The 25,297-nt window shown below is 63.8% G+C and carries 19 protein-coding genes; 12 read left to right on the top strand and 7 right to left on the bottom strand.

Going from position 1 to position 25,297, the window contains the following annotated elements:
- Positions 1 to 183 precede the first annotated feature (183 nt).
- On the top strand, positions 184 to 2,148 hold the full coding sequence (locus tag ACO07C_RS13695; protein ID WP_421914691.1) for a long-chain fatty acid--CoA ligase: 1,965 nt from the start codon (positions 184 to 186) through the stop codon (positions 2,146 to 2,148).
- A gap of 80 nt (positions 2,149 to 2,228) precedes the next feature.
- Positions 2,229 to 2,903: a class I SAM-dependent methyltransferase gene (locus ACO07C_RS13700; RefSeq protein ID WP_421917525.1), complete on the top strand. Its 675-nt coding sequence runs from the start codon at positions 2,229 to 2,231 to the stop codon at positions 2,901 to 2,903.
- Here the strand turns inward: ACO07C_RS13700 and ACO07C_RS13705 are convergent.
- Both ACO07C_RS13705 and pgi read right to left on the bottom strand, forming a co-directional pair.
- Complete coding sequence (locus ACO07C_RS13705) at positions 2,887 to 3,609, bottom strand: HAD family hydrolase (protein WP_421914692.1); 723 nt, start codon at positions 3,607 to 3,609, stop codon at positions 2,887 to 2,889. The two genes, ACO07C_RS13700 and ACO07C_RS13705, sit on opposite strands and share 17 nt — an antisense overlap.
- Positions 3,610 to 3,614: 5 nt before the next feature.
- A complete protein-coding gene (pgi, locus tag ACO07C_RS13710; RefSeq protein ID WP_421914693.1) occupies positions 3,615 to 5,258 on the bottom strand; it encodes a glucose-6-phosphate isomerase in 1,644 nt (547 codons plus the stop codon).
- A 289-nt stretch (positions 5,259 to 5,547) separates the two neighbouring features.
- Here pgi and ACO07C_RS13715 point away from each other — a divergent pair, with 289 nt between their 5' ends.
- Both ACO07C_RS13715 and ACO07C_RS13720 read left to right on the top strand, forming a co-directional pair.
- Positions 5,548 to 7,041 (top strand): PLP-dependent aminotransferase family protein, encoded by a 1,494-nt coding sequence (locus ACO07C_RS13715; protein WP_227349214.1) that lies wholly within the window; start codon positions 5,548 to 5,550, stop codon positions 7,039 to 7,041.
- Positions 7,042 to 7,224: 183 nt separating this feature from the next.
- Positions 7,225 to 8,802 carry a trimethylamine methyltransferase family protein gene (locus ACO07C_RS13720; RefSeq protein ID WP_421914694.1) on the top strand — a complete coding sequence of 526 codons (1,578 nt, stop codon included), beginning with the start codon at positions 7,225 to 7,227 and terminating at the stop codon, positions 8,800 to 8,802.
- An 18-nt stretch (positions 8,803 to 8,820) separates the two neighbouring features.
- On the opposite strand, the gene ACO07C_RS13725 is transcribed toward ACO07C_RS13720, so the two are convergent.
- The 3 genes from ACO07C_RS13725 to ACO07C_RS13735 all read right to left on the bottom strand — a co-directional run bounded on the left by ACO07C_RS13725 (position 8,821) and on the right by ACO07C_RS13735 (position 12,600).
- On the bottom strand, positions 8,821 to 9,219 hold the full coding sequence (locus ACO07C_RS13725; RefSeq protein WP_421914695.1) for a hypothetical protein: 399 nt from the start codon (positions 9,217 to 9,219) through the stop codon (positions 8,821 to 8,823).
- Positions 9,220 to 9,290: 71 nt separating this feature from the next.
- Positions 9,291 to 10,523 carry a chromate efflux transporter gene (gene chrA, locus ACO07C_RS13730; RefSeq protein ID WP_421914696.1) on the bottom strand — a complete coding sequence of 411 codons (1,233 nt, stop codon included), beginning with the start codon at positions 10,521 to 10,523 and terminating at the stop codon, positions 9,291 to 9,293.
- 271 nt (positions 10,524 to 10,794) lie between these two features.
- The gene (locus ACO07C_RS13735; RefSeq protein WP_421914697.1) at positions 10,795 to 12,600 is read right to left on the bottom strand and encodes an IlvD/Edd family dehydratase; all 1,806 of its coding nucleotides are present in this window, start codon (positions 12,598 to 12,600) and stop codon (positions 10,795 to 10,797) included.
- Between the two features lie 147 nt (positions 12,601 to 12,747).
- On the opposite strand from ACO07C_RS13735, the gene ACO07C_RS13740 reads away from it, so the two are divergent.
- Positions 12,748 to 13,197 carry an SRPBCC family protein gene (locus tag ACO07C_RS13740; RefSeq protein ID WP_421914698.1) on the top strand — a complete coding sequence of 150 codons (450 nt, stop codon included), beginning with the start codon at positions 12,748 to 12,750 and terminating at the stop codon, positions 13,195 to 13,197.
- A 158-nt stretch (positions 13,198 to 13,355) separates the two neighbouring features.
- Here ACO07C_RS13740 and ACO07C_RS13745 read toward each other — a convergent pair whose 3' ends face one another.
- Entirely contained in the window at positions 13,356 to 14,540 is a 1,185-nt protein-coding gene (locus ACO07C_RS13745) for an Mrp/NBP35 family ATP-binding protein (RefSeq protein WP_421914699.1), read from the bottom strand.
- Positions 14,541 to 14,649: 109 nt separating this feature from the next.
- Here ACO07C_RS13745 and ACO07C_RS13750 point away from each other — a divergent pair, with 109 nt between their 5' ends.
- The 7 genes from ACO07C_RS13750 (at position 14,650) to ACO07C_RS13780 (ending at position 23,726) form a co-directional block, all read left to right on the top strand.
- The gene (locus tag ACO07C_RS13750) at positions 14,650 to 15,549 is read left to right on the top strand and encodes a LysR family transcriptional regulator (RefSeq protein WP_421914701.1); all 900 of its coding nucleotides are present in this window, start codon (positions 14,650 to 14,652) and stop codon (positions 15,547 to 15,549) included.
- A 135-nt stretch (positions 15,550 to 15,684) separates the two neighbouring features.
- Complete coding sequence (locus tag ACO07C_RS13755; protein ID WP_421914702.1) at positions 15,685 to 16,164, top strand: formate dehydrogenase subunit gamma; 480 nt, start codon at positions 15,685 to 15,687, stop codon at positions 16,162 to 16,164.
- Positions 16,161 to 17,717 carry a formate dehydrogenase beta subunit gene (locus tag ACO07C_RS13760; RefSeq protein ID WP_421914703.1) on the top strand — a complete coding sequence of 519 codons (1,557 nt, stop codon included), beginning with the start codon at positions 16,161 to 16,163 and terminating at the stop codon, positions 17,715 to 17,717. Before ACO07C_RS13755 ends, ACO07C_RS13760 begins: the two co-directional genes overlap by 4 nt.
- A gap of 9 nt (positions 17,718 to 17,726) precedes the next feature.
- Positions 17,727 to 20,603, top strand: coding sequence for a formate dehydrogenase subunit alpha (gene fdhF, locus ACO07C_RS13765; RefSeq protein ID WP_421914704.1), 2,877 nt, complete (start codon positions 17,727 to 17,729; stop codon positions 20,601 to 20,603).
- Between the two features lie 2 nt (positions 20,604 to 20,605).
- On the top strand, positions 20,606 to 21,436 hold the full coding sequence (fdhD, locus tag ACO07C_RS13770; protein ID WP_421914705.1) for a formate dehydrogenase accessory sulfurtransferase FdhD: 831 nt from the start codon (positions 20,606 to 20,608) through the stop codon (positions 21,434 to 21,436).
- On the top strand, positions 21,426 to 21,773 hold the full coding sequence (locus ACO07C_RS13775) for a formate dehydrogenase subunit delta (protein WP_421914706.1): 348 nt from the start codon (positions 21,426 to 21,428) through the stop codon (positions 21,771 to 21,773). The genes fdhD and ACO07C_RS13775 overlap by 11 nt, the downstream gene beginning before the upstream one ends.
- An 84-nt stretch (positions 21,774 to 21,857) precedes the next feature.
- A complete protein-coding gene (locus ACO07C_RS13780) occupies positions 21,858 to 23,726 on the top strand; it encodes a c-type cytochrome (protein WP_421914707.1) in 1,869 nt (622 codons plus the stop codon).
- Positions 23,727 to 23,865: 139 nt separating this feature from the next.
- On the opposite strand, the gene ACO07C_RS13785 is transcribed toward ACO07C_RS13780, so the two are convergent.
- Positions 23,866 to 25,293 carry a gamma-aminobutyraldehyde dehydrogenase gene (locus ACO07C_RS13785; protein WP_421914708.1) on the bottom strand — a complete coding sequence of 476 codons (1,428 nt, stop codon included), beginning with the start codon at positions 25,291 to 25,293 and terminating at the stop codon, positions 23,866 to 23,868.
- Between the last annotated feature and the right edge of the window lie 4 nt (positions 25,294 to 25,297).

The raw sequence follows: 25,297 nt of genomic DNA on the forward strand, positions 1-25,297 counted from the left end.
AAGATTTTGACGGCAAATCTTTCCGTTCCTGTCGCAGGGGCAAGACTTGCACCACCGCCGATAGTGGCCATACATACATGTCATGCAGGATTTCCTTGGAATCCGCAGTCGTCGGCGGAGGACGTCTCCTTATCAAGGGACGAGCGCGGCAAGATACGGCAAGAACGACTGAGGGAGTGACAGGTGGCAAAGACACCCAGGACAGCGGCCCCGGCGAAGGCGAAGGCCAAACCCGCCCCCGATTCCAGCGCGGCGGCCAAGACACCAAAGGCGCCGTCCGACAAAAAAGCCGCCGTGGCCAAGCCCAGGGCGGCGCCGTCAAAGGCAAGCGCAAAGCCTGCCGCCGCGAAGGCGGGTGCCGCGAACAGGCCTGCCGCCAGCAAGCCAGCAGCGAAGGCCGTACCGGCAAAGCCCGCACCAGCCTCCGCGACGGCGCCGGCCAAGTTGCCGAAAGCCCTGGCCGCGCTCGCGGCCGGACTGCCGGACAAGCCGTGGCTGAAAAGCTATCCAAAGGGCGTACCGGCCGAGATCGGCCCCCTGCCCTACAGCTCTATCGGTGATTTGCTTACCGCGGCCTGCAAGCAGTTTGCCGGCCGGCCTGCCTTTACCTGCATGGGCAAGGACATAAGCTACGCCGAAGTTGAGCGGCAGTCGGCGTCCCTTGGCGCCTATCTGCAGTCCAAGGGGCTGGCGAAAGGCGCGCGCGTCGCGCTGATGATGCCGAACGTGCTGCAGTATCCAATCGCGATGATGGCCGTGCTGCGCGCCGGCTACACCGTGGTCAACGTCAATCCGCTATACACGCCGCGCGAACTGGAGCACCAGCTGAAGGATTCCGGCGCCCAGGCGATCGTCATCCTTGAGAATTTCGCCAACACCTTGCAGGCCGTCATTGCCAGGACACAGGTCAAGCATGTGATCGTCGCCGCGATGGGCGACATGCTCGGCGGCCTGAAAGGCACGATCGTCAATCTCGTCGTGCGCCGCGTGAAGAAGATGGTGCCGGCATGGTCGCTGCCCGGCCATGTCAAGTTCAACGCCGCGCTGAAGGCCGGCGCCGGGATGCGCTTCATACCTGGCAGCGTCGCCGCCGGCGATGTAGCCTTCCTGCAATACACGGGCGGCACGACGGGCATCTCGAAGGGAGCGACGCTGCTGCACAGCAACGTCCTGTCCAATGTGGCGCAGAACGCGCTGTGGCTGGAAGACGCCTATGCGGTCAAGCCGAAGCCGGCCCATCTCAACTTTGTCTGCGCACTGCCGCTCTATCATATCTTCGCGTTGACGGTGAATGCGCTGATGGGCATGCAACAAGGCGCGCAGAATGTGCTCATTCCCAATCCGCGCGACATTCCCGGCTTCGTCAAGGAACTCAAGAAGTACCCGATCCATATCTTTCCGGGCCTCAACACGCTGTTCAACGCGCTGCTCAACAATGAGGATTTCCGCGAGCTGGATTTCAAGCCGCTGATCCTGACGCTGGGCGGCGGCATGGCCGTCCAGAGGGGCGTCGCCGAGCGGTGGAAGGCGCTGACCGGCTGTCCGATCTCGGAGGGTTACGGACTGTCGGAAACCTCGCCAGTGGCGACGGCCAACGCGTTCGGTTCCGACCAGTTCACCGGCACGATCGGCCTGCCGCTGCCGTCGACCGAGATCGCCATCCGCGATGACGACGGCAACAACGTGCCGCTCGGCGAAGTGGGCGAAATCTGCATCAAGGGCCCGCAAGTGATGTCGGGTTACTGGAACCGGCCCGATGAAACCGCCAAGGTGATGACCAAGGACGGCTTCTTCAAGTCGGGCGACATGGGCTTCATGGACGAGCGCGGCTTCACCAAGATCGTCGACCGCAAGAAGGACATGATCCTGGTCTCCGGCTTCAACGTCTATCCCAACGAACTCGAGGAAGTGGTGGCGCAGCATCCCGGCGTCCTCGAGGTCGCGGCGATCGGCGTGCCGGACGAGCATTCCGGCGAGGTGCCGAAGCTGTTCGTCGTCAAGAAGGATCCGGCGCTGACAACAGAGGCGCTCATCGCCTACTGCCGCGAGAACCTGACCGGCTACAAGCGGCCCAGATACATCGAATTCCGGACCGAACTGCCGAAGACGCCAGTCGGCAAGATATTGCGGCGAGCGCTGCGCGAGTGACTTCAAGCGACGGCGTCGCCGGCGACACCGAGACAGAGGCGCCCTGCCGTCCCGACCCTGTGGCGTTCATCAGGGCGAACATGCTGATAGCCCCGGTGCCGTCGCTGCGTGAAATCCTGCTTTACACGGCGCACCCGGCCAGTGGCCTGAGGCGACTTGTCGATCCCCACCAAGGCGCCGACGCGGACGAAGATGCGGTCGAGCCGGACGACGATCAACCTGAACCGCAGCCGCCATACTGGGCCTATGCCTGGGCCGGCGGCGCGGTGCTTGCGCGCCATATACTCAACAATCCTCAAAGCGTGGCCGGCCGCCGCGTTCTCGACCTTGGAGCCGGCTCGGGCCTTGTCGGCATCGCCGCGGCGAAGGCTGGCGCAAGCGCGGTGATCGCCACCGAGATCGATCGCAACGGTGTCGCCGCGATCGCCCTCAATGCGCAAGCCAATGGCGTCGAGATCACTGTCATCGACGAGGATATCACCCCGGGTCCGCCACCGGCGGTCGACCTCGTGCTCGCCGGCGACGTGTTCTACGGTCCAGAGGTTGCTCTAAGGGTGATCCCGTTCCTTGACCGCTGCCTGGCCGCCGGCATCGAGGTGCTTGTCGGCGACCCCCGCCGCAACGACCTGCCGCTGTCACGGCTGCGGTTGCTCGCCGAGTATCAGGTGCCTGATTTCGGCGATGCGAAGGGGGCCGCGAACAGGCCGAGCGGCGTCTTTTCGTTCGAGCCAGCGGATATCAGATCGCCTCCTTGACCCTCGCCGACAGAAAGTTAGGCAGGTCGGCAACCGAATCCAGGATGACGTCGGCAATCTCGGACAGCGATTCGCGCGTGCCGGTGCCGGAAAGCACGCCGATGGCAAGGCCACAGCCGCCGGCGCGTGCCATTTCGAGATCATGGCGGTTGTCACCGACCATGGCGATGTCCGCCGGCTTCAGGCCGGTGAGGTCCGAAAAGGCGATGATCGTATCCGGCGCGGGCTTGGGGTTGGCCACGGAATCGTAGCCATAGGCGGCGTCGAAAAGCTGCGACACGCCCAGTGTCACCAGGGTTTTTTCCGCGCCGCTGGTCGAATCGTTGGTGGCGACGCCAAGCCGGTAGGATTTCTTGTGCAGCACCGCCAACGTGTCGACGATTCCTGGCAGAGCGACCGCCATCTTCGACCCCTGCACGGAAGTGATCTCGTTGAAGCGGGCCACGGCCAGCATCTGGTCTTCCACCGACAGCCTCGGAAACCAGAGTTCGACAACGTCGAGATTGGTGCCGGAGGCAAAGATCGAATCGGGCTTGAAGCGTTTGGCGGTGAAATCGAACCCGGCCGCGGCAAGCAGCCTGTCGGCTTTCCAGCGATCGCCGTCGGACGCATCCATCGCCATGAAATCGGCGACGCCGAGCCAGGTCGCGTTGAAATCGACAAGGGTCCCGTCCTTGTCGAACAATATTCCCTTGATGTCGGCCAAATTCTTCACTCCGAACCTCGCAAATGGTGGATATGTCCCACCAGGCCGGCGGTCGAAGCATCCCTCTTTGCGGCACTCTCCTTGCCTTCCACGACAGGCAGCAGTCCGGTCGCCAGTTCCTTGCCGAGCTCGACGCCCCACTGGTCGAATGAGTTGATGTTGAACAGCGTGCCTTCGACGAAAACGCGGTGCTCATAGAGCGCGATCAGCCGTCCGAGCATATGCGGATCGAGTTTCCTGTACAGGATCGTCACCGACGGGCGATTGCCTGAGAAGACGCGGTGCGGCGCGATCTTGTCGACGTCGACCGGGTTCATGCCCTTGGCCAGCATCTGCGCGCGCGCTTCCTCCAGCGTGCGGCCCTTCATGAAGGCTTCCGACTGTGCAAGGCAATTGGCCAGCAACAGGTCGTGCTGATGCCTGAGGTCCGGCTCATGGCCGATGGCCGCAGCGATGAATTCGACCGGAATGACGTCGGTGCCCTGGTGCAGCAGCTGGAAGAATGCATGCTGGCCATTGGTGCCCGGCTCGCCCCAGACCAGCGGGCCGGTTGGCGTTGTCACCGCGCCGCCATCCAGCGTGACGCTCTTGCCGTTCGATTCCATGTCGAGCTGCTGCAGATAGGCCGGCAGCCGCGACAGGCGCTGGTCATAGGGGATGACGGCGCGCGCGGGATATTTGCAGATCACGCGGTGCCACCAGCCAACCAGCCCCAGCAACACGGGCAGATTGCCGGCCATGGGCGCCGTGCGGAAATGTTCGTCCATTTCATGCGCGCCATCGAGGAAGGCGCGAAAATTCTTCGGGCCGACTGCGATCATCACCGGCAGGCCGATGGCGCCCCAGACCGAATACCGGCCGCCGACCCAATCCCAGAAGCCGAAGACGCGATCCGATTCGATGCCGAATTTCGCCACCAGATCGAGCGCGGTGGAGACGGCGGCGAAATGCTTGCCGACCGCATCCTTGCCGAGCGCCTTCCGCACCCATTTGCGCGCCGTCTCGGCATTGGTCATCGTCTCGACCGTGGTGAAGGTCTTCGAGGCGATGATGAACAAAGTCGTTTCGGCGGAAAGGTCCTTCAGCGTGTCGTGGATATGGGCGCCGTCGATGTTGGAGACATAGTGCGCGCGCGGCCCATCATGATAGGGCGCCAGCGCGAGGGTCGCCATGGCTGGGCCAAGGTCGGAGCCGCCGATGCCGATGTTGACGATGTCGGTGATCTTCTTGCCGGTCGCGCCCGCCGCCTTGCCGGAACGCACCGCGTCGGCAAAGGCGCTCATGGCGTCGAAGACAGCCAGGACTTCCGCCTTCACGTCCTGACCGTCGAGCATGATGCCCTTGCCGTTCAGGTTGCGAAGCGCCGTGTGCAGGACGGCGCGGTCTTCGGTGATGTTGATCTTCTTGCCGGCGAACATCGCGGCGCGCCGGCCCTCGAGATCGGCAGCGGCCGCCAGCTTCTCCAGCAGGCTCATGGTCTGGGCATCGACGGCGCATTTGGACCAGTCGAGCAGCAGATCGCCGTCAGAGGCGGAGAATGTCTCGAAACGTTGGGGATCGGCGGCAAAAGCCTCGCGCATGCTGCCGGATGCGGCAGCGCGGTGATCCCGCAAGGCAGCGACTTGTTTTTGGAAAGACGGTTGATCCACTGGCGGGGGACTCCTGGGTTTTGGACACCACCATAGCAGGTGGGATGTTTCCGGCGCGTGTCGTCGCGCAAAACTATTGAGCCGAATTCGTCATTTCAATCCACAGCGATGACGCACTGCCTCACGTAACCGTTATGCGACCACGCCGAGAGGCACGATTTCGACCACGAAGGATCACTGGCATAAATCCCTGCGATCAGAAAAATTGATTGGCGCAACACCTTGTACCACCGTTACATTCGACTGGGCCAGCAAAGTGAAAAAAGCTGGCCATCGAGGAACATCTCCCATGCCACAGAGAAACGACACGGCCATATGGTCCGGCCTCTTCCGGATTTCGGCGGAATCCGGTCAAACCCTGCAGGCGCAGATTCGCCAGGCGATCGTGGCTGCCATTCTCGACCGGCAGATCGCCGCCTCGATGCCGCTGCCGTCCTGCCGGATCCTGGCCGAGAAACTGGGCGTGGCGCGCGGCACCGTGGTGCTGGCCTTCCAGCAGCTTGTCGACCAGGGTTTCCTGGTGGCGCGCGAACGGCGCGGCCATTTCGTCAATCCCGACGTGCTGGCGACGCCGGCAAAGCCGCACCAGAAGGCGCCCGACCAGGCCAACGAGATCGACTGGAAGGCGCGTCGCCAGATCGCGGCCAGCGACATGCCGCCGCCGGCCAAGCATGAAAACTGGATCAAGTCGTCCTACCCGTTCGTCTACGGCCAGTTCGATCCGACGCTGTTCCCGACAGCCGAATGGCGCGAGTGCAACCGCATGGCGCTGGCGGTGCTCGAAATCCGCAACTGGGCATCCGACATGGTGGATCGCGACGATCCGCTGCTGATCGAACAGATCCAGGCGCGGCTGCTGCCAAGGCGCGGCATCTTCGCCAATCCCGACGAGATCATCGTGACGCTGGGGGCCCAGAACGCGCTCTACATGCTGGCGACACTGCTGATGACCAAGGGCTCCAAGGTGGCCATGGAAGACCCCGGCTATCCCGACGCACGCTCAATCTTCCGGCTGGCGGGGGCCGACATACAGCCGGTCCCCGTGGACCAGTCCGGCATCGTGACGTCATCCATCGCCAATGATTCAGGCTTCGTCTTCGTCACGCCCAGCCACCATTGCCCGACCATGGTGCCGCTGTCGGCTGAACGGCGGCAGGACCTGCTGGCGCGCGCAAATCGCTACAACCAGATCATCATCGAGGATGGCTATGACAGCCAGCTTCTGGACGAGGCGCCGCAACAGGCGCTGAAGAGCCTCGATCGCTCGGGCCGCGTCGTCTATGTCGGCTCGATGTCGAAGACGCTGGCTCCCGGCCTGCGGCTCGGCTACATCGTCGCTTCGGCTGGCCTCATCTCGGAGTTGAGGGCGCTGCGCCGTTTCATGCTGCGCCATCCCCCGGCCAACAACCAGCGCGCGGTCGCGCTGTTCCTGTCGCTCGGCCACCACGAGGCACTGGTGCGGCGGCTGTCGTCAGCCTTCGACGAGCGGCGCAAGCGTCTGGTGCATGCGATTTCGGCCTTCCTGCCGGAGTGGCGTTCGACCGACTCCGCCGGTGGCACCTCACTCTGGCTCGAGGGACCGCGCGGCACCGATGCCCGCGGCCTTGCCGAGGCCGCCGCTTCGCGCAGCGTCATCATCGAGCCCGGAGACCGCTTCTTCGACCGCACCGAAAAACCATCGCGCTTCATGCGGCTGGGCATCTCCTCGATTGCGTTGCAGCACATCGAGCCAGGCATTCGCGAACTGGCGACAGCGGCCGGACGCCGGCCTGCCGCTGCCTGATCCCTGACCGGAGCCGTTGATAAACGGCTCCGGTTCCTTTAGCTCCCTGGCATATGCAACCGGACTCGTTGGCTCATAGGCTGTACCAACGCTGGCGGCATAGTCGCAACACAAAGGGGAGAAGCAGGCCGATGGTGGGCCAACCGCCACTCCCAGCTTCATAGCTAAAGGCGGAGTGCATTCATGTCAGTAGCCCCAGGGACCCAGGACGTGCCGGCGGAGCAACGTTCAAGGCGTTCCGGTGGGCGGGAAACGCGTGGCGCGAAGGCGGCCGATAGTGCCCTGCCGGTCCGCGCCGGCCTCGAAGGCGGCAGCTACGGACCGCTCGGCGAAAACGATCGCGAGCGCATCCACGAGGCGGTGCTGACGCTGCTTGAGACGGTCGGCTTCGCCAACGCCATTCCCTCCTGCATCGAAGCGTTGAAGAAGGCCGGCGCGATCTATGCCGATGACGGGCGGATACGCTTTCCCCGCGCGCTGGTGCTCGACACGATCAAGAGAGCAGGCCGGCATTTCACCCTCTGCGGCCAGGATCCGAAACACGACATGGTCATCCAGGGCAAACGCGTGCATTACGGCACGGCGGGAGCCGCGGTCCATCTGGTGGACGTCGAAAAGCGCGAATACCGCGAGTCGCGGCTGCAGGACATCTATGACGCCGCCCGTATCGTCGAAGGGCTCGACAACATCCATTTCTTCCAGCGCCCCATGGTCGCGCGCGACATCGCCGACCCGCTCGATATGGATTTCAACACGCTCTATGCCTGCGTGACCGGTACATCGAAGCATGTCGGCACGTCGTTCACCGTGCGCGAAAATGTAAAGCCGGCGCTTGAACTGCTTTATGCCATCGCCGGCGGCGAGGAGAATTTCCGCGCGCGGCCGTTCGTCTCGAATTCGAACGCCTTCGTCGTGCCGCCGATGAAGTTCGCCGAGGATGCCTGCGGCGTGCTCGAAGCCTGCGTCGAGGGCGGCATCCCGATCCTGCTGCTCTCGGTCGGACAGGCCGGTGCGACGGCGCCGGCGGCGATTGCCGGAGCCGTCGTGCAGGCGGTGGCCGAAGTCCTGGCCGGCCTCGTCTATGTCAACGCGATCAAGCCCGGGCATCCGGCGATATTCGGCACATGGCCGTTTGTCTCCGACCTCAGGACCGGCGCCATGTCGGGCGGTTCGGGCGAACAGGCCATGATGACCGCGGCCTGCGCGCAGATGGCGCAATTCTACGACCTGCCGGGCGGTTCGCCCGCCGGCATGACGGATTCGAAATTACCGGACATCCAGTCCGGCTACGAAAAAGGCATCACCAACGTGATGGCCGGCCTGTCCGGCCTGAACCTGGTGTATGAATCGGCGGGCATGCATGCCTCGCTGCTCGGCTTCTGCCTTGAGAGCCTGATCATCGACAATGACATGCTCGGTCATTGCCTGCGTTGCGTTCGCGGCATCGACGTGACCGACGAGGCGCTGTCGGTAGATACGATTTCCGAGGTCTGCCTGAAGGGTCCAGGCCACTATCTCGGCAATGAGCAGACCCTGCGGCTGATGCAGACCGAGTATTTCTACCCGGCCGTCGGCGACCGCTTTTCACCAAAGGAGTGGAACGAGAAAGGCAGGCCCGACATCGTGCAAAGGGCGATCATCGAGAAGAAGCGCATCCTTGCCGAACGCTTCCCGCGCCACATTCCCAAAGTGCTCGACGATAGACTGCGCGCCCGCTTCGGCAATCTCATCCATTTGCCGCGCAGCAGCATGGGCGGCTGAGAGCGCCCGTCCGAGCGGTCAGTCCGCACTCAGCCCGTAAAGCGCGATGACCTCGGCGCTGATCAGCTTGGCGTGCAGCGTCATCAGCACCAGCCGCGCGTCGAAACTGTCGCCGGTTTCAAGCGCCGCCTCGATCCGACGCTCCGCGTCCAGCCTGTTCTGAAGGCCGTTGGACCGTTCGAAAGCTTCCGGTTCGGCAATGCAGTAGCTGAACAGCTGAGCAACGGTCTTGTAGGCGTGCGGGGGCGGTTCATCCGGCCAGTGGTCATTCATCAGATTGACCATGGTGAGTTTCACGCCCTCCGGCACGAGGGCCGGGTGAAGGTCGGCGCCCCGCAATGCATCGTCGAGCTGCCGGAGGTCGCCGGAGCGCCCGAACATTCCGAGGAAGCCCAGGGAAGAGCGTCGTCTCGCCATGATGATCCCGTCCGTTTGCGTTCCGTTGTCGTTGGCACTGGAGCGAATATAGTGACGCGGTCCTGATTGTCTCAGGCTCCGGCGCCCGCCAAACCCATGCAGGCTCCAGCGGCAGCAAGCAGGAGCACGGCGATCCAAGGCGGCGTCTTCCAGACGACGAGCAGCAGGAACCCGGCGAGAGCAATCGCGAAATCGAGCGGCGCATGAACCGCGCTCGTCCAGACCGGATTGTAAAAGGCGGCCGCCAGTATGCCAACCACGGCGGCATTGGCGCCGCGCATGGCGGATTGCGCGCGCGGCAGTCTGCGCAGCCCGTCCCAGAAAGGCAGCATGCCGTAGACCAGCAGCAGGCCGGGCAGGAAAACGGCCACGAGCGCTATGGTGGCGCCGGCCGGACCATTCGGGAGCGGACCGGAAACCGCGCCGAGATAGGCCGCGAAGGTGAAGAGCGGGCCAGGTACAGCCTGGGCCGCACCGTAGCCCGCCAGGAACGCCTCGGGCGTCACCCAGCCTGGCGTGACCGCCTGGCTCTGCAAGAGCGGCAAGACGACATGGCCGCCGCCGAAGACCATGGCGCCGGAGCGATAGAAGGCGTCGAACAGCGCTACGGCCTGACTGCCGGTGCCAGCGGCCAGCAGCGGCGGCAGCATGAGCAGGGACAGGAACAGCGCAAAGGCAATGAACGCGGCGGGCTTGCCAATGGGAACCGTGAGATGCCCGCCGGACGTCGAGGGCTCGGCGCGACACACCAGCAAACCGGCGACCGCACCGACCGCGATGGCTCCAACCTGCCCAAAAGTGCCGCCGGCAATGGTGACGATGGCAAGCGCGCCGAGCGCGATGGCCGCGCGAAACCTGTCCGGCGTCAGGGTCTTCGCCATGCCCCACAGGGCCTGCGCCACGACTGCCACCGCAACGAGTTTCAGACCGTGGATGACACCTTGCGCCACGGGGCCCGTCATCGAAGCCGCGCCGAGCGCAAAAGCCAGGAGGAGCAGCGCCGATGGCAGCGTGAAGGCGACCCAGGCGGCAAGACCGCCAAGCAGGCCTCCGCTGCGCAGCACGCCTAATGAGAAACCGACCTGGCTGGAGGCCGGACCAGGCAGGAACTGGCAAAGCGCGACAAGGTCGGCGTAGCCGGCATCATCCAGCCATTTGCGTCGCAGCACGAATTCGTCGCGAAAATAGCCGAGATGGGCGATCGGCCCCCCGAAAGCCGTCAAGCCCAGCTTCAAAAATGCCGCGAACACTTCCGTCACCGCCGGCACACGCGACACCCTCGGATCCAAATCTTCTGCCGCCATGCCAGCACTTTCGCATTCTATGCCTGACGCAAGCCCAAGGCGATAACAGGCCGCCGACAGGTGGCCGACCCTATGCGGCGACAGGGGTTCTGGCAAAGGGGCAAACTGGTTGCTTTCCCAAACAAGGGGCTGGTTTGACCTGTCGCCCAGTCGGGATCGCACGACAGAGCACGGCTGGCCTTCCGGCAAGGGCGCTTGAAAAACGGCGGCTTGATGCCGATCAAGCCGCCGTTTGCGATTTTTGCGCGCGACCCGCGCTTGGTGCCCGCGCCTAGTGATTGTCTCTCGGCACGCCCATCGTATGCGCCACGTCCTGGTATTTCACCGCCGGCTTCAGCACCATTCCTTCCGACAGCTGGTCGACCATGCCGCGCTGTATCTCCTGCCAGGGCGTCTGGTGCTTGGGATAGTGATAGCCGCCATCTTTCTGCAGTTCGGCGCGCCGCCGCGCGATTTCGTCGTCCGAGACGAGAATATTGGCGGTGGCCTTGTTCAAATCGATGCGGACGCGGTCGCCTGTCTTGAGCAGGGCCAGTCCGCCGCCGATCGCCGCTTCCGGCGAGGCGTTGAGGATGGACGGCGAGCCCGACGTGCCCGACTGGCGACCGTCGCCGATACAGGCCAGCGCATGGATGCCCTTCTTGATGAGGTAGGCGGGCGGCTGCATGTTCACCACCTCGGCTCCGCCGGGATAGCCTATCGGACCGGCGCCGCGCATGAACAGGATGGTGTGCTCGTCGATACCCTGCGCGGGATCGTCGATGCGGGCGTGATAATCTTCGGGACCGTCGAAGACCATGGCATTGCCCTCGAAGGCTTCCGGGTCATTCGGGTTGGAGAGATAGCGCTCGCGGAATTCCGGCGAGATGCCGCTGGTCTTCATGATCGCCGAATCGAACAGATTGCCCTTGAGGTTGATGAAGCCGGCATTTGCCTTCAATGGCTCGGCGACGGTGCGGATGACATCCGCGTTCTCGTTGACGACGCCGCTGCAATTGTCGCCGATCGTCTTGCCATTGACGGTCATGGCTTCCGGATAGGGCAACAGCCCGCCCTTCATCAGCTCGGCCACGACAGCCGGCACACCGCCTGCATGGTGATAGTCCTCGCCGAGATATTCGCCCGATGGCTGCAGGTTGACGATGAGCGGCACGTGGAGGCCGATCGCCTGCCAGTCGTCATTGGTGAGCGGCACGCCGAGATGGCGGGCAATGGCATTGAGATGGATCGGCGCATTGGTCGAGCCGCCAATGGCCGAATTGACGACGATGGCGTTCTCGAAGGCCTTGCGCGTCATGATGTCGGACGGCTTCAGATCCTCATGCACCATGTCGACGATGCGTTTGCCCGTCTCATAGGCGATCTGCCCGCGCTCACGATAGGGCGCGGGAATGGCGGCTGAACCCGGCAATTGCATGCCAAGCGCCTCGGCAAGCGAATTCATCGTGGTGGCGGTGCCCATGGTGTTGCAATAGCCGGTCGACGGCGCCGAGGAGGCGACGATGTCCATGAACTCGTCATAATTGATCTCGCCGGCCGAGAGGCGTTGGCGCGACTCCCAGACGATGGTGCCGGACCCCGTGCGCTTGCCCTTGTGCCAGCCATTCAGCATCGGCCCGACCGACAGGGCTATGGCCGGGATGTTGACCGTAGCGGCGGCCATCAGCAAGGCGGGTGTGGTCTTGTCGCAGCCGATGGTGAGCACGACCCCGTCGAGCGGATAACCATAGAGCACTTCGACGAGGCTGAGATAGGCGAGGTTGCGGTCGAGCGCGGCGGTCGGGCGCTTGCCCGTCTCCTGGATCGGATGGCACGGGAATTCGAAGGGAATGCCGCCCATGGACACAATGCCTTCGCGCACGCGCTTGGCCAGTTCGATATGGTGGCGGTTGCAGGGCGAAAGATCCGACCCGGTCTGGGCGATGCCGATCAGCGGCTTGCCCGACATCAGTTCCGCGCGTGTCAGCCCATAGTTCAGGTAGCGCTCCAGATAAAGCGCGGTCATTCCCGGATTGTCGGGATTGTCGAACCATTCCTGCGAGCGGAACTTTTTCTTTCTGGTGGGGGCGCCTGCCATCATGGTCTCCGTATTTGTACGACAAATCGATATGGCAACGCACGGAAGCAGGCAAGAGGGACGCACGGTCGCAACCGGACTTTGGTGCGATAGACATGCGCCGAACGGTGCGATAGGCCTTCAATCAGTCTGGTCCGGGAGGTTTTGATGGCTTTGGTGATCGAAGGCGAGGAACGCATTGCCGCACCCCTGCAAAAAGTGTGGGAAGCGCTGAACGATCCCGAGGTCTTGAAGGCGACCATTCCCGGCTGCCAGAGCCTGGAGATGACATCACCGACCGAGATGGCGGCAACCGTGGTGCTGAAGATCGGGCCGATCAAGGCCACGTTCAACGGCGAGGTGACCCTGAAAAATCTCAACCCGCCGCATTCCTATACCATCCAGGGCGAAGGCAAGGGCGGCATCGCCGGCTTCGCCAAAGGCGGAGCCGACGTGACGCTGACGGAAGATGGACCGGATGCGACCGTGTTGAAATACGCGGCCAAGGCCGATGTCGGCGGCAAGATCGCCCAGCTCGGCAGCCGGCTGATCGAATCGACCTCGAAGAAACTGGCTGGGCAGTTCTTTTCGAGCTTTGGCGAGAAAGTGGGCGGCTAAGGATCCCCTCCCCCTTGAGGGGAGGGTGGCCCGCAGGGCCGGGTGGGGTCGTCCGCGACGCGCTCTACCTGGCCACGTAAAAGGTCGAGGCAGTTGAGGTGACCCCACCCGCCTCGCTTCGCTCGGCACCCTCCCCTCAAGGGGGAGGGATATCCGCGTTACTCGAACACGATGCTCGGCACCGCAGCTTCGGCCGCGCCGCGCTCTTCATTGACCCGGTTCCAGACCTTCGAGGCGATGTCCCGGTAAATCTTCGCCTCGGCGCCATCGGGCTTCGAGACGACCACCGGTGTGCCGGCATCCGAGCTTTCACGGATACCCATCTCCAGCGGCACTTCCCCTAGGAAGGTAACGCCGAGACGCTCGGCCTCGCGACGGGCGCCTCCATGGCCAAAAATGTCGTAGCGCTTGCCGGTGTCGGGAGCGATGAAATAGCTCATGTTCTCGACGATACCCAACAGCGGCACGTCGACTTTCCTGAACATGTTCAGGCCCTTGCGGGCGTCGATCAGGGCGAGATCCTGCGGCGTCGAGACGATGACGGCGCCGGCGAGCGGCACCTGCTGGGCCATGGTCAGCTGGGCATCGCCGGTGCCCGGAGGCATGTCGACCACGAGCACGTCGAGCGGACCCCATTCGACCTCGCGCAGCATCTGCGTCAGCGCCGACATCACCATGGGCCCGCGCCAGATCATCGGCGTTTCCTCATCGACAAGGAAGCCCATCGACATCACCTTGAGCCCGTAATTCTCCATGGGTTTCAGAATCTTGCCGTCGACCGTCTGCGGCCGGCCATGGATGTTGAGCAGCTTGGGCATCGACGGGCCATAAATGTCGGCATCGAGCACGCCGACCCTCAATCCATTGGCCGCGAGGCCGAGCGCGATGTTGACGGCGGTGGTCGATTTGCCGACGCCGCCCTTGCCGGAGGCGACGGCGATAATTGCCTCGATGCCGGGCACGCCACGCTTGCCCTGACTATGCGAGGCCGGCGCCTGCGGTGCGGGCCGCGCGGGCGCTGCCGGCGGCGCGGGCCGGGGAGCCGGCCGTGTCGGCACCGGCGCCTCCATGCCGCCGCCTTTCTTCTCGGCGGTCAGCGCGACGACCGCTCCAGCGACACCGGGGATCGCTTTCACCACCCGTTCGGCGGCCGCGCGCAACGGCTCCATCTCCTGGGCCCGGGCGGCGGGCACGGTGATCGAGAAGAAGACCTTCCCGTCGGCAATGAAAATCTCCGAAACCATGCCGAGGTCAACGATATTGCCGGTGAAATCCGGCCCATTGACCGTCTTCAGGCGTTCGATGACGATTTCCTTGGTGACATTGTTCTGGACGGCGGGCATGGTTTTTTCCTCAGGCGTTCGGCGCTTCAGATAATGCAGTTTCCGGACAGAACCAAGCGGTCGCTTTGACAGGCTGACAGGCGCTTGCAGCTATGGCAGCCTTCAAACCATGATCGACAAGCTGGAATTCTTCATCGCGCTGGCCAGGGAAGAGCACTTTGGCCGGGCAGCTGAAGTGTGCGGCGTCACCCAGCCGACGCTGTCGGCGGGCATCAAGCAGCTGGAAGGCCAGCTCGGCGTCATGCTGGTCCTGCGCGGCTCGCGCTTCCAGGGGCTGACGCCGGAAGGCAAGCAGGTGCTTGTCTGGGCACGCCGCATCGTCGGCGACACCCGCACCATGCGCGAGGAAATGCGCGCGGCACGCCACGGTCTTTCCGGGCGTATTCGCATTGCCGCCATACCGACGGCGCTCGCCATGCTGCCGCGCCTGACGACGCCTTTCCGCGAAAAGCACCCCGGCGTTACCTTTTCGGTATTGTCGCGGACGTCGATCGAGGTGCTGTCACTGCTCGGCAATTTCGACATCGACGCCGGCATCACCTATCTCGACAACGAGCCGCTGGGGCGGGTAACCAGTGTTCCGCTCTATGACGAGCGCTACCAGCTGATCACCGCTGTCGGAAATCCCTATTCCGATCGCGACAAAGTGACGTGGTCGGAACTCGGCAGCCTGCCGCTCTGCCTGTTGACGCCGGACATGCAGAACCGCCGCATCATCGACCAGCATCTGGCCGAGGCCGGGGTGCAGGTGCGGCCGACGCTCGAATCCAACTCGATGATCTTGCTGTTTTCGCATATCCGGACCGGCAAATGGTCGTCGATCATGCCGCTCAACCTGGCGGAAACGTTCGGGTTTTCGGAGCCGATCCGGGCCATTCCGATCGTCGAACCCGATGCCAGCCACACGGTTGGCCTGGTGGCGGCGCCGCGCGAACCGCACACGCCGCTGGTCTCGGCGCTGCTGGACGAGGCGATGGCGCTGGCGGACGATTTCCACGCCCGCCGTTGAGCTAGATGTTGCTGGCTGATCGCGCTTGATAGAAAATTTCTATCGAGCAACGAAACAGCTTTATTGATTTCATGGGTTTCCTCTGATTTTGTAAACACTTAGCGACAAAACGCTATCGACCAGGGAGGGCGCTGCATGACGATGCAGCCTGCAAGTACCGAGATCGCGTCGCGCACGGCGGCGATTGTTCAGGAGCTCAAGGGCCTCGAAGGTCCATTGCTGCCCATCCTTCACGAGATTCAGGAAGAGTTCGGCCATGTGCCACAGGCGTCACTGCCGGTGATCGCCGAGGCGCTGAACATTTCCAACGCGGAAGTCCACGGCGTTGTTACTTTCTATCATGATTACCGCAGCCATCCGGCCGGCCGGCATGTGCTGAAAGTCTGCCAGGCCGAAGCCTGCCAGTCGATGGGTTCGGATGCCGTCGCCGCCAAGCTCAAGCAATTGCTGGGCATCGGCTTCCACGAAACGGCCCGCGATGGCTCGGTCACGCTGGAGCCCGTCTATTGCCTCGGCCTGTGCGCCTGCGCGCCATCGGCGATGCTGGACGGAGAAGTGATCGGCCGGCTCGACGACGAGAAACTCGACGAAATCGTCGCGGAGGTGCGTTCATGATCCCGCGCATCTATGTACCCGGCGATTCCGGCGCGCTGGCGCTGGGCGCCGAGAAGGTCGCCAAGGCAATCGCAGCCGAGCTCGCCGAGCGCGGCATCGAGGCCAAGATCGTGCGCAACGGCTCGCGTGGCGCCTACTTCCTCGAGCCAATGGTCGAAGTGGCGACGGCGAACGGCCGCGTTGCGTACGGCCCGGTCAAGACGTCCGACGTCAAAAGCCTGTTCGACAGTGGGTTCCTCACCGGTGGCCACCACAAGCGCTGGCTGGGCGCGCCCGACAAGATTCCGTTCCTGGCCAAGCAGACGCGGCTGACCTTTGCCCGCTGCGGCATCAACGACCCATTGTCTCTCGACGCCTACAAGGCGCTCGGCGGCCTGAAGGGTCTGCAGAACGCCGTGGCGATGGCGCCGATCGAGGTCGTCAAGCAGGTGACCGAATCCGGCCTGCGCGGTCGCGGCGGCGCCGGTTTCCCGACCGGCATCAAGTGGAAGACCGTTCTCGATGCAAGCGCCGACAAGAAGTATATTGTCTGCAACGCGGATGAGGGTGACAGCGCCACCTTCGCCGATCGCATGATCATGGAGGGCGACCCCTTCGTCCTCATCGAAGGCATGGCGATCGCCGGTGTCGCGACCGGCGCGACCAAGGGCTTCGTCTATATTCGCTCGGAATATCCGCATGCGGTGGCAATGATGCGGAAAGCCGTCGAGGTCGCCCGCAAGGCCGGCGTGCTCGGCGTCAACGTGCTGGGCTCGCCCAATGCCTTCGACATGGAAATTCGCGTCGGCGCCGGCGCCTATGTCTGCGGCGAGGAAACTTCGCTCTTGAACAGCCTGGAAGGCAAGCGCGGCGTGGTACGTGCCAAGCCGCCGCTGCCGGCAATCCAGGGGTTGTTCGGCAAGCCGACGGTGATCAACAACGTCATCTCGCTGGCTTCGGTGCCGATCATCATGGACAAGGGTGCTGCCTTCTACAAGGATTTCGGCATGGGCCGCTCGCGCGGCACGATCCCGATCCAGATCGCCGGCAACGTCAAATATGGCGGCCTGTTCGAGGCGGCATTCGGCATGACGCTGGGCGAGATCGTCGACGACATCGGCGGCGGTACGGCGACAGGACGGCCGGTGAAGGCGGTTCAGGTCGGCGGGCCGTTGGGCGCCTATTTCCCGCGTGCGCTGTTCAACACGCCGTTTGACTACGAAGCCTTCGCGGCCAAGGACGGCCTGATCGGACATGCCGGCATCACCGTGTTCGACGACACCGCCGACATGCTGAAGCAGGCGCGCTTCGCCATGGAGTTCTGCGCCATCGAAAGCTGCGGCAAGTGCACGCCCTGCCGCATCGGTTCGACGCGCGGCGTCGAGACCATCGACAAGATCGCCGCCGGTATCGAGCCGGAAAAGCAGATCGCCCTGGTGACCGACCTCTGCAACACGATGAAATTCGGCTCGCTCTGCGCACTGGGTGGGTTCACCCCCTACCCGGTCATGAGCGCGCTCAACCATTTCCGCGAAGATTTCAAGCCGGCGCCTGTCGCCGAAGCAGCAGAATAGGAGCCAACCATGGGCCTCATTCAGGAAATCGACTTCGGCACGCCGGCCTCCACCTCGCAGAAGCAGGTGACGCTGACGGTCGACGGCTTCACCGTCACCGTGCCCGAGGGCACCTCGATCATGCGCGCTTCGATGGAGGCGGGCATCGCCATCCCGAAGCTCTGCGCCACCGACATGGTCGACGCATTCGGTTCCTGCCGGCTCTGCCTGGTCGAGATCGACGGCCGCAACGGCACGCCCTCCTCCTGCACGACGCCGGTGGCGCCCGGCATGGTGGTGCATACCCAGACCGGCAAGCTCAAGGACATCCGCCGCGGCGTGATGGAGCTCTACATTTCCGACCATCCGCTGGATTGCCTTACCTGCGCGGCCAATGGCGACTGCGAGTTGCAGACGCAGGCCGGCGTCGTTGGCCTGCGCGATGTGCGCTACGGCTACGAAGGCGACAATCACGTCTTCAAGAAGAATGACGGCGCGGAAAACTTCAAATGGATGGCCAAGGACGAGTCCAACCCGTACTTCACCTATGATCCCTCGAAATGCATCGTCTGCTCGCGCTGCGTGCGTGCCTGCGAAGAGGTGCAAGGCACCTTCGCATTGACCATCGAGGGCCGTGGTTTCGGCAGCCGCGTTTCGCCCGGCATGCATCAGTTGTTCATCGACTCCGAGTGCGTTTCGTGCGGTGCCTGCGTGCAGGCCTGCCCGACGGCAACGCTGTCGGAAAAGTCGGTGATCCAGATCGGCCAGCCCGAACATTCGGTGGTTACCACCTGCGCCTATTGCGGCGTCGGCTGCTCGTTCAAGGCGGAGATGCGCGGTGACGAGCTGGTGCGCATGGTGCCCTACAAGGACGGCAAGGCCAATCGTGGCCATTCGTGCGTCAAGGGCCGCTTCGCCTATGGCTACTCGACCCACAAGGACCGCATCCTCAATCCGATGATCCGCGAGAAGATCACCGATCCCTGGCGCGAAGTGTCGTGGGAAGAGGCACTGACCCATACGGCCAACGAATTCCGCCGCATCCAGTACCAGTATGGCCGCACGGCGATCGGCGGCATCACCTCGTCGCGCTGCACGAACGAGGAAACCTATCTGGTGCAGAAGCTGATCCGCCAGGGCTTCCGCAACAACAATGTCGACACCTGCGCCCGCGTCTGCCACTCGCCGACCGGCTATGGTCTCGGCCAGACCTTCGGCACTTCGGCCGGCACGCAGGATTTCGATTCGGTCGAACACACCGATGTGGTCATGGTCATCGGCGCCAATCCGGCCGCGGCACACCCGGTGTTCGCCTCCCGGCTGAAGAAGCGGCTGCGCAAGGGCGCCAAGCTGATCGTGCTCGATCCGCGCCGCACAGAGATGGTCAAGTCGGCCCATATCGAGGCGGAATACCATCTGCCGCTGAAGCCGGGCACCAACGTCGCCGTCGTCACCTCGCTGGCGCATGTTATCGTCACCGAAGGCCTGTTCAACGAAGCCTTCATCCGCGAGCGGTGCGACTGGGATGAATTCCAGGACTGGGCTTCGTTCGTGGCGCTGCCCGAGAACAGCCCCGAAGTCGTCGGCAAGCTCGCCAATGTCGACCCGGACCTGATCCGTGGCGCGGCAAGGCTCTACGCGCGCGGCGGCAATGGTTCGATCTATTATGGCCTCGGCGTGACCGAGCACAGCCAGGGCTCGACCACGGTCATCGCCATCGCCAACCTCGCCATGGCGACCGGCAATATCGGCCGGCCGGGCGTCGGTGTGAATCCGCTGCGTGGCCAGAACAATGTGCAGGGTTCCTGCGACATGGGTTCGTTCCCGCATGAGCTGCCGGGCTATCGCCACGTTTCGGGCGACGCGGTGCGCGACATCTACGAAAGCCTGTGGGGCGTTAAGCTCGACGACGAGCCGGGGCTGCGCATCCCCAACATGCTGGACGCCGCCGTCGACGGCTCGTTCAAGGGCCTCTACGTGCAGGGCGAGGACATCCTGCAGTCGGATCCCGACACCAAGCATGTCGCGGCGGGGCTCGCCGCGATGGAATGCGTGGTCGTACACGACCTGTTCCTCAACGAGACCGCGAATTACGCGCATGTCTTCCTGCCGGGCTCGACCTTCCTCGAAAAGGACGGCACGTTCACCAACGCCGAACGCCGTATCAACCGCGTGCGCAAGGTGATGGCCCCGAAGAACGGCCTGGCCGACTGGGAAGTGACGCAGAAGCTCGCCCAGACGATGGGGCTCGCCTGGAACTATCAGCATCCGTCCGAGATCATGGACGAGATTGCCATGACCACGCCGAGCTTCGCCAAGGTTTCGTACGATTACCTTGAGAAGATGGGCTCGGTGCAGTGGCCGTGCAACGAGAAGGCGCCCGAAGGCACGCCGATCGTCCATGTCGACGGCTTCGTGCGCGGCAAGGGCAAGTTCATCCGCACCGAATATGTGGCGACCGACGAGAAGACCGGCCCGCGTTTCCCGCTGCTGCTCACCACTGGCCGCATCCTCAGCCAGTACAATGTCGGCGCACAGACGCGGCGCACCGACAATGTCATGTGGCACTCGGAGGACCGGCTGGAGATCCATCCCCACGACGCCGAGAACCGTGGCCTGCGCGACGGCGACTGGGTAAGGCTGACCAGCCGCTCGGGCGAGACGACACTGCGCGCTCTGATCACCGACAAGGTGTCACCGGGCGTGGTCTACACGACCTTCCACCATCCCGACACACAGGCCAACGTCATCACCACCGACTTCTCCGACTGGGCGACCAACTGTCCGGAATACAAGGTGACGGCGGTGCAGGTCGGCGCGTCCAATGGCCCCTCGGAATGGCAACGCGAGTATGACGAGCAGGCCAAGCAGAGTCGGCGCATCGCCACGCTGCAGGCTGCGGAGTAGTCTTGAACGAGGACCGAAAAGCAACGTCGCAGATTTCGCGGCTGGCGCATCGCGCCAGCGGCACCGCAGCGGCCAACCGCATGGTGCCGGAAGAAACGCCGGTGGCGTTTTCCTTCGCCGGCACCACTCATGCGGTGATGATGGCAAGCCCGGCCGATTTCGAGGATTTCGCGCTCGGCTTCTCCCTGACCGAGGGCATCATCGCCAAGCCGGAAGAGATTGAGGCGATCGAGGTCGAGGATCATGGCGCTGGCATCGACATCCAGATCCGGTTGAAGGACACTGCCAACACGCGCTTCGAGGCGCGGCGGCGGCGGCTTGCCGGTCCAGTCGGATGCGGGCTATGCGGCATCGAATCCATCGAGGAAGCGATGCGGTCGGTCGACGCCGTCGGTGCGTCAGAACTTACGCTTGAGGCCGAGGACGTCGTTCGTTCGGTAAAGCTCCTTTCCAAGGTGCAGCCCCTTCACACCGAGACCGGGGCCGTACACGCGGCCGGTTTCTATGTGCCTGGCAGGGGCATCGTCATGGCGCGCGAGGATGTCGGCCGCCACAACGCGCTGGACAAACTGGCCGGCGCGCTTGCAAGGGCCGGCATAAACGGCTCGACCGGCGCCGTCGTGGTGACAAGCCGCGTTTCAGTGGAAATGGTGCAGAAGACGGCGGCCATCGGTTCGGCCTTCATCATCGCCGTCTCGGCGCCGACCGCACTGGCCATTCGCACCGCCGAAGACGCCGGCATGACGCTGGTGGCCTTGGTGCGCGGCGACGATTTCGATGTTTTCACCCGCCCCGAGCGGGTGGTTTTGGGAGTTGCCCAGCATGTCGCATGACGAAGACCACATCATGAGCACCAGGGAAAAGCTGGTGCGCATGGCCAACCAGATCGGCACCTTCTTCCAGTCCAAGCCTCGCGAGGAAGCCATTGCCGGCACCGCGGAGCACATCAACAAGTTCTGGGAGCCACGGATGCGGCGACAGTTCTTTGAGATGCTGGACGGCGGCAGCACGGAGTTCAACGAGATTGTCGTGGCTGCCTCGGCAAGAATCCGGCGACCGAACGCGCCCGAGGGCCCAGGTTTCAGCGCTGAGGTCGAGCGCGGCGCCCCGGGTGGCAAGGGGACGGCTGCGGGCGAGTCGACAGCCGAGATCGCTTCTTCCCAGAAGTAGGATCAGGAGATCGAGGCCACCCGGCAGGGAACCATTCGGCGCAAGTTGCATTTGTTGTGTCAGTTGGTCCCCGGCTAGTCCTCCATGAACATCCTTCGGATCATGAATTGGTTGGCTCGCAACCGCCGCGATCGGATGATCGGCGCGGTTGCCCTGATTTGCGTCGGTGTGCTCGTGGGCCTGCTGGCCTTTGTGTTCATCGCCCTTGGCGGGGTGGACGTCGCGGCCGACAAGCCGCATTCCTGGCTTACCTACCAGCTGCTGCATTTTTCCTTCAACAGGGCGGTGTCGGTCAGATCCAGTGAATACACGCCGCCTGCCGACCTCAATGACCCTTGGCGCGTGAGACTTGGCGCGCAGCAATTCCACCTTGTGTGCTCGAACTGCCATGGCGGGCCAGGGCTTGGCCAATCGCCGATCGCGCTTTCCATGCAGCCACGGCCGCAGAGCCTGCCGGCCGTGGTCAAGCAGTTCGACGACAAGGAACTGTTCTGGATCGTCAAGCATGGGGTCAAGTTCAGCGCGATGCCGTCCTGGCCCAACCAGACCCGCGACGACGAGGTGTGGTCGATGGTGGCGTTCCTGAAAAAGCTGCCCTCGATGTCGGCCGATACCTACCTGGACATGACCAGATCGACGTCGCCCGGTGAGGCCGGGCCGAAAATTCCATTCAACGGCCCGCGGAAACTCACCGATGCGGATACGCGCCGCAATACCTACCCAAGCGAGGAATTCCTTTATGCGTCGCCGTCGATAGGATTCGGCGATCAGGGGCTGATGACCGACCCGGTTACTGCGTGCAGCCGCTGTCACGGCAAGGATGGCACTGGCAGCGCCACAGGGGGAGAGGCGCCCAACCTGACGATCCAGAGCGCGGCCTATCTCGCGGCCGCCCTCAAGGCCTATGCAGCCGGCGATCGCAAGAGCGGGTTCATGCAGCCGGTTGCAGCCGCCCTATCGGAAAGCCAGATCACCGCCTTGGCCTCCTACTATTCCGGCCTCACCGACACGCGAGCCGACGAGGCCGAGCAAGGGCAAGCGCCGATCGACCCGAAAGTGTTGGCACGCGGCAAGGCCATAGCGCTGGAAGGGCTTAGGACCGATGCCATGCCGGCCTGCGCCATGTGCCACGACAGCGCCGCCGGAGCCAGGATCTCGGCTCCGCATCTCAAGGGACAGGCGCGGACCTATCTCCGGCGCCAGTTGCTCGCCATGCGCGATGGCGATCGAGGCTGGTCCGCGCCATGGAACCCGATGCCGGCCGAAGCGCACTATCTGACGGACGATGACATCAACGCGGTTGCGAGCTACTACGCGAACGAGGCACCGGCGGGAGATGGTGGGGCTCTGCCCGCATTGCCTTCGGCGACGGCGTCCGACATCGCGGCGGCGACAGCGATGTTCGAGAAGGTCTGCGCGACGTGCCACACCAGGCAGGCCATCGGCGACAAGGATGGCGAAGCCCCGAACCTGACGATCCAGACCGCCGCCTATACCGCACAGGCTCTGCGAAGCTATCGCGCCGGGGTGCGAGACCACGTCAAGATGGAGCTCGCCGCGCGGGATCTTACCGAAAGCCAGGTCGATGCGTTGGCCACCTACATAGGCGGCTTGAGCCCTATGACTCAGCCCGTCAAGGCTGACCAGTCCTCCGTGGAGCGTGGCGCCCGAATCGCCAGGAGCGGCATTGCGGAGCGCGGCGTACCGGCATGCCAGGGCTGCCACAACCCGGATCTCACCTCGGCAATCCCGCTCATCGCCCGGCTCGAGGGCCAAAACGCCGTCTACCTTCGCCGTCAACTCGACTATTTCTCCGGACCGGAGGCGGACAGGCTGGACGCGCTCAACCCCATGCCGGCAATCGCCCGCGCACTGTCCAGCCAGGACCAGGCGGACCTGGCGGCCTATTTCGCCACGCAACCGCCCCTGCCGAAAGCAGCGGCCGCGAACTGAGAGGCCGGATTTTGCGCCGCTCACGGCCTGTCGATATGGTGGCGCGAGCGCTTTCAGGGCTTTCGCCGTCATGCCGTTAAAGGGATCGCCTGGATCCTTGTCAGGGGCCGGAGTCGCGCGGCGGCTCGCCGTTCATCCCTCACCCATGCGCAACCATCACATGGCGCACGGCTGTATAGTCCTCCAAGGCATAAAGCGACATGTCCTTGCCGTAGCCGGATTGCTTCAGCCCGCCATGCGGCATCTCGTTGGTCAGCATGAAGTGCGTGTTGATCCAGGTGCAGCCATATTGCAGGCGGGCAGCCGTCGCCATGGCGCGGGAAACGTCCTTGGTCCACACGGATGAGGCAAGGCCGTAATCGCTGTCATTGGCCCAGCTCACCGCCTCGTCGACTTCCGTGAAACGCGTGACCGAGACGACCGGGCCGAACACCTCGCGGCGCACGATCTCGTCTTCCTGCAGCGCACCGGCAATGACGGTCGGCTGGTAGTAGAAGCCGGTGCCCTCGCCCGGCTTGCCGCCGGTGGTGATCTCGATGTGCTTCAGTTCCGAGGCGCGCTCGACGAAGCTCGAGACGCGATCGCGCTGGCGGCGCGAGATCAGCGGACCGATCTCGTTTTCGGTATCGTCGGGACGATTGTACTTGATGGTCGAGACAGCAGAGGACAGTTCGGCGACGAGCTTGTCGTGGATTTTCTTGCCGGCGTAGATGCGGCAAGCCGCCGTGCAATCCTGCCCGGCATTGTAGTAGCCGAAGGCGCGCAGGCCGGCGACAACCGCGCCGAGATCGGCGTCGTCGAAGACGATGACCGGTGCCTTGCCGCCGAGTTCCAGATGCGTGCGCTTGACCGACTTGGCGGCCGCCTGCAGCACCTTCTTGCCGGTGGCGACATCGCCGGTGATCGAGATCATGTTGACCTTGGGGTGGTTGATCAGCGTGTTGCCGACGCTGTCGCCACGGCCGAGCACGACATTGACCACGCCTTCGGGCAGGATCTCGGCAAGGATCTTCGCCAGCTTCAGCGCGGTCAGCGGCGTCTGTTCGGAAGGCTTGAAGACAACGGTGTTGCCGCCGGCGATGGCCGGCGCCAGCTTCCAGGCCATCATCATCAGCGGATAATTCCACGGCGCTATCGAGGCAACGATGCCGATCGGGTCGCGACGGACCATCGAGGTGTGACCGGGCAGATATTCACCGGCAACGACGCCGGGCATCGAGCGGACGGCGCCGGCAAAGAAGCGATAGCAGTCGACGATCGCCGGGATCTCGTCATTGAGCACGGCATTGATCGGCTTGCCGCAGTTCAACGCCTCGAGTGCGGCGAACTCCTTCGCGTCGGCCTCGATGCGGTCGGCGATCTTCAGCAGATAGCCGGAACGCTGTGCCGGCGTTGTCCGCGACCAGGAGACGAACGCCTTTTCGGCGGCGAGCACCGCCGCCTCGATCTGCGCCTGGCTGGCTTCGGGCAGGTTGAGGATGGTCGCCCCGGTCTTCGGATTGAGGATCGGCTCCTCGGTTTCGGTGCCCTTCTCGAATTTCGAGCCGATCAGCATCTGGGTGTCCATGAAC

It is taken from the genome of Mesorhizobium sp. (assembly GCF_965229135.1).
Taxonomy (GTDB): Bacteria; Pseudomonadota; Alphaproteobacteria; order Rhizobiales; family Rhizobiaceae; genus Mesorhizobium.